Source organism: uncultured Gimesia sp., assembly GCF_937919775.1.
Taxonomy (GTDB): Bacteria; Planctomycetota; Planctomycetia; order Planctomycetales; family Planctomycetaceae; genus Gimesia.
Map to the genome: position 1 here is coordinate 1 of NZ_CALFPF010000792.1, position 4,767 is coordinate 4,767.

3 protein-coding genes are annotated in these 4,767 nt (G+C 49.1%); all 3 read left to right on the forward strand.

What is annotated here, in order from left to right; all coding sequences use genetic code 11:
• Positions 1-2,106: polyribonucleotide nucleotidyltransferase (pnp, locus tag Q0294_RS22525; RefSeq protein WP_299469945.1), on the forward strand; the 2,106-nt coding region annotated here is incomplete at its 5' end.
• A gap of 185 nt (positions 2,107-2,291) precedes the next feature.
• Positions 2,292-3,005 (forward strand): ATP-binding protein, encoded by a 714-nt coding sequence (locus Q0294_RS22530; RefSeq protein ID WP_299469947.1) that lies wholly within the window; start codon positions 2,292-2,294, stop codon positions 3,003-3,005.
• Between the two features lie 167 nt (positions 3,006-3,172).
• Positions 3,173-4,606, forward strand: a complete 1,434-nt coding sequence (locus tag Q0294_RS22535) for a sigma-54 dependent transcriptional regulator (RefSeq protein ID WP_299469950.1) — start codon at positions 3,173-3,175, stop codon at positions 4,604-4,606.
• Positions 4,607-4,767 lie beyond the last annotated feature (161 nt).

Here is a 4,767-nt window from a genome sequence, read left to right on the forward strand (position 1 = left end):
GGACAGAAATTAAGTCTTACAACTGGTCAGTTAGCGAAGCAGGCTGCAGGGTCTGTTCTGATTCAATATGGTGAAACTGTCGTATTTGTTGCTGCTGCAACAGGACCAGGCAGACCGGGAATTGATTTTTTCCCGTTAACAGTTGATTATCGGGAAAGGTCTGCAGCAGCAGGCAAGTTTCCTGGAGGGTTTTTAAAACGCGAAGGGCGGCCTTCAACCAAAGAAGTTTTAACGGCGCGTTTAACAGACCGTCCCATTCGTCCTCTGTTTCCTAAAGGGTTCAATGACGAATTGCAGATCCAGGCGAATGTCATGTCCTGTGATGGCGTGAATGATCCGGATGTGCTTTCGATTAACGCAGCCAGTGCTGCTTTATGTTTATCCCCCGTTCCCTTTAAGGGACCGATCGCAGCTGTGCGAGTAGGCCGGATTGATGGTAAACTGATCACATTCCCGACGCGGGAACAAATTGCCGAAAGTGATCTGGATCTGATTGTCGCCGGAACTGTTGAGTCCGTGTTGATGATTGAAGGGTTCGGAGATCAGATTCCTGAAGACGAAATGGCAGCCGCCATTATGTTCGCACATCAGGAACTGGGCAAACTCTGTAAATTGCAGTTGGAACTGCGGGATAAAGCAGGCATTAAACCATTCGAATATGTCGCTCCTCCAGAAAATCCGTTTGTCTCCAAACTGGATGATGCCATCTACCAACGGCTGAGCACAGCCATGCAGAGCATCGTCAAGGCAGAACGTCGTGAAGGTACCAAAACCGTACATGACGAATTGATTGCAAAATTCTTCCCGGAAGATGCGACCACGACAGAAGATGGCGCAACCCGTGGTCAGTTCGAAGAAGCGTTTCACGATCTCGAAGCAAAGGCTGTTCGTAAGCTGGCGATGGCGGGACGACGTCTGGATGGTCGCGCTGTGAATGTGCTGCGTGATGTTACCTGTGAAACGGGAAATCTGCCTCGTGTGCATGGTTCTGCCCTGTTTACTCGTGGTGAAACTCAATCATTGGCAACCGTCACGCTGGGAACCTCCCGCGATAAGCAACGGGTTGATGGCCTGTTTGAAGAAGAATTGCAGCGATTCATGTTGCACTACTACTTCCCCTCATTTTCTGTGGGCGAATGCCGTCCGATCAGAGGACCGGGACGTCGCGAGATTGGCCACGGTTGTCTGGCAGAACGTTCTGTCGCTCCGGTTTTGCCAAATGAAGAAGATTTTCCCTATACGATCCGCGTGATTTCAGACATCCTGGAATCAAACGGAAGTAGTTCCATGGCGTCTGTCTGTTCGGCGACTCTGGCCTTGATGGATGCCGGAGTTCCTCTCCGTCAGCCAGTGGCTGGTATCTCGATCGGTCTGGTAACTGATGGTGATGACTTCAAAGTTCTGACTGACATCATTGGTGATGAAGACCATTTCTGTGATATGGACTTCAAAGTTGCCGGAACGCAAAAAGGGATTACCGGTATTCAGCTGGATCTTAAAAATGAAGGTATCAGTGAAGAGATCATTCGCGAAACGCTGGAGCAGGCCAAGGTGGCCCGTCTGGAACTGCTGCGAACGATGCTGACCGCCATTCGCCGACCTCGTGCAGAGATCTCAGCTTATGCACCTCGGTTGCATCAGACTAAGATCAATCCCGAAAAAATCGGTCTGCTGATTGGTCCCGGCGGTAAAACGATCCGCGCTATTCAGGAAGATACCGGTGCCTCAATTGATATTCAGGACGATGGTACTGTGACTGTCTCTGGAAGCAATGTATCTGTTGTTGAAAAAGCGATGGCACACATCGAAGCACTCACCGAAGAAATTCGTGTTGGTCGCATCTATGATGGTGTGGTCAGCTCGATCAAAGAATTCGGTGCCTTCATCGAAATTGCTCCCGGAAAAGATGGTCTCTGTCACATCAGTGAATTATCTGACGGTTTCGTCAAGTCGGTTAACGATATCTGTAAAGTGGGTGACCGTTTACAGGTGAAGGTGATTGCCGTCGATGATCAAAACCGCGTCAAGCTTTCCCGTAAAGTCGTACTGGCTGAGCAGGCTGGACAAAGCAACGGAGATCTTGATACGGATGCCGAAGAAGAGTAAGAGATTATTCTCTTAGATATCTGAGAAAACCAAAATAGCGATGAAGGAGCTCGATGTGAGATGACTTCATCGCTTTATTTTTATGTATGCGAGTCTGACAATACATACTTCAACATACTGTGGATTTTGCGCAGTTTTGTACGAACGGTTTAGAAGATTGAAAGCCAAAGCCGGGATCATCTGAAATGAACAAGAGCCCATTGAGTATTGATGAACGAGAACAGTTTCAGGCACAGTATTCGGAAATCGCAACACTTGCGGGGGGCCTGGCTCACGAAATAAAAAATCCACTGTCGACGATGAGCATGAATCTGGAACTGCTCACGGAAGATCTGGATTCGCTGGATGTACCTGCGAAGCATCGGATGTTGAAAAAAGTGGAAAGCGTGCAGCGCGAATGCAAACATCTGCAGGACATTCTGGATGCCTTTCTGCAGTTTGCGCGGGTGGGTAAATTATCACTGAGCGAGGCAAATCTGAACGATCAGGTCAGCGATTTTATCGATTTTTTCCGACCGCAGGCACGCGAGGCCAATATTGAAATCAGTCCGCATCTGGATGCCGACTTACCGTCGATTCAGGTCGATAAAGCACTGTTAAGACAAGTGCTGATGAATCTGGCATTGAATGTGATTCAGGCAATGCCCGATGGAGGACTGATCGAACTGCAGACCTACTATAAAGACGGCATGGTCTATCTCGACATCATTGATAATGGAAAAGGCATTGATGCGAAAGTAAAGTCGCGTATGTTTGACGCTTTCTTTTCGACAAAATCCGGAGGCAGCGGGTTGGGTTTGCCTACGGTGAAAAAAATTATTGATGCGCATCACGGGACGATTGAATGCGAAAGTGAACCCGGGAGAGGAACCCGCTTTACCATTTCAATTCCAGTTTGATGAAGAATCATTCCCGAAAGAATGTATTTGTTTTTGATACTTGAATATGATGTAGATCCCTCGGGAAGCGTTGATTCCGGTAGACAGGAATCGGCGATATAAAACAGGCGTTCCACTGTGAACGTGTTAAGTCCATTCAGAACCAGGAAAGGCTGAGAGTCTGCTCAATGAGCGCGAAAGATGCCACTGAAAAAGATCTTGCATCGATAGTCATTCGAGTATTGATTATTGATGATGACGAAGCACACGCACAGGCTGTCGCAGAAAGCCTGGAGCGGGTGGGCTGCGATTGTAAAATCGCCACTTCAGGTGAGCAGGGTGCCAAGCTGATCGAAAGTGAAACAGCTGATATTGTCATCACCGATCTGAAGATGGACGGGGTTGATGGATTGTCAATTCTCAGGACCGCCAAAGATGAATTACCCGATGCGGAAGTGATCGTGCTGACCGGCCACGGTTCGATTAATTCCGCCGTCACCGCAATGCAGTTGGGGGCGTATACCTACCTGACAAAACCGCTGGATATCAGCGAACTCCGCCACGCCGTCGAGAAAGCTTCGACGCGGGTACGGTTGATGCGCCGCAATGCCGAACTCCATCGCCGACTGGATGAAAAGTTTGGCTTTGAAGGAGTCGTGGGCAATTCTCCGTCGATGCATAATATTATTGAAAAGCTGAAAAATGTGGCGTCGACGAACAGTACCGTTTTGATTGAAGGCGAAAGTGGTACCGGTAAAGAACTGGTGGCCCGGGCGATTCATCAGAACAGCGAGCGGAAAAGCAAACCTTTTGTCCCGCTGAATATTTCCGCTTTACCTGACAGTATATTGGAAAGTGAACTCTTCGGGCATGAGCAGGGTGCCTTTACCGGTGCGATTGGCAAGCGAATTGGGAAGTTTGAGCATGCGAATGGAGGGACTCTGTTTCTGGATGAAGTCGGCGAGATGCCGATGCAGACGCAGATCAAATTATTGCGCGTCCTGGAAGATCGTAAAATTGCCAGACTCGGAAATAATGAAGAAATCAGTTTGAATGTGCGTCTGGTTGCTGCCACGAATGCAGACCTGCTGGAGATGGTCAAGCAGGGAAGTTTTCGACAGGATTTGTATTACCGCTTATCCGTCGTCAAGGTTGAACTGCCCCCCCTGCGGGAACGTCGCGGAGACATTCCGTTACTCACGGACCATTTCCTGAAAGAACTTTCCTCCCAATACGGGAAACCGTACGAAGGTATTTCCCGTGCCGCCCGTCGCGCATTGATGGCATATGATTGGCCCGGCAATATTCGACAGTTGAAGAACGCGGCAGAACGCATGCTCGTTCTCGATACCGATGGTATTCTGGATCTGGATGATTTACCCGAAGAAATCGTGCCCGTGGGAGGCCCAGAGGGCGACGGCAGTTATTCATCTGATCGTTCCGGTGCAGATTTCCTGATCGGGCGACCGTTTTCTGAGGTGGAGCGGTATTATATCGAACGCGCCCTGGATCTGGCTGACGGCAAACGGGAGGAAGCAGCCAAAATGCTCGGCATTGGCGAGCGAACGCTATACCGGAAACTCAAAGAGTACCAGAAGCAAAAAGAAGAGCAGACCAAATGAGTTTCTGGTCTGGCAGAGCGACCTGTATTGTGGTTTCCACGAGTGTTAACCGGACTCCATTTCTGGCGTAATTTCGCCGCCATGCCTCACCTGCAAAACAGAATCATGACGCAGTGGTCAATCAAATCACTTGAAAATCATTTTTGAGAGACTGTTCTACA

Bases quoted from the DNA above. Each gene is read 5' to 3' on its own strand.
- Q0294_RS22535 (WP_299469950.1), top strand. From the start codon at position 3,173: ATGAGCGCGAAAGATGCCACTGAAAAAGATCTTGCATCGATAGTCATT.
- Q0294_RS22530 (WP_299469947.1), top strand. From the start codon at position 2,292: ATGAACAAGAGCCCATTGAGTATTGATGAACGAGAACAGTTTCAGGCA.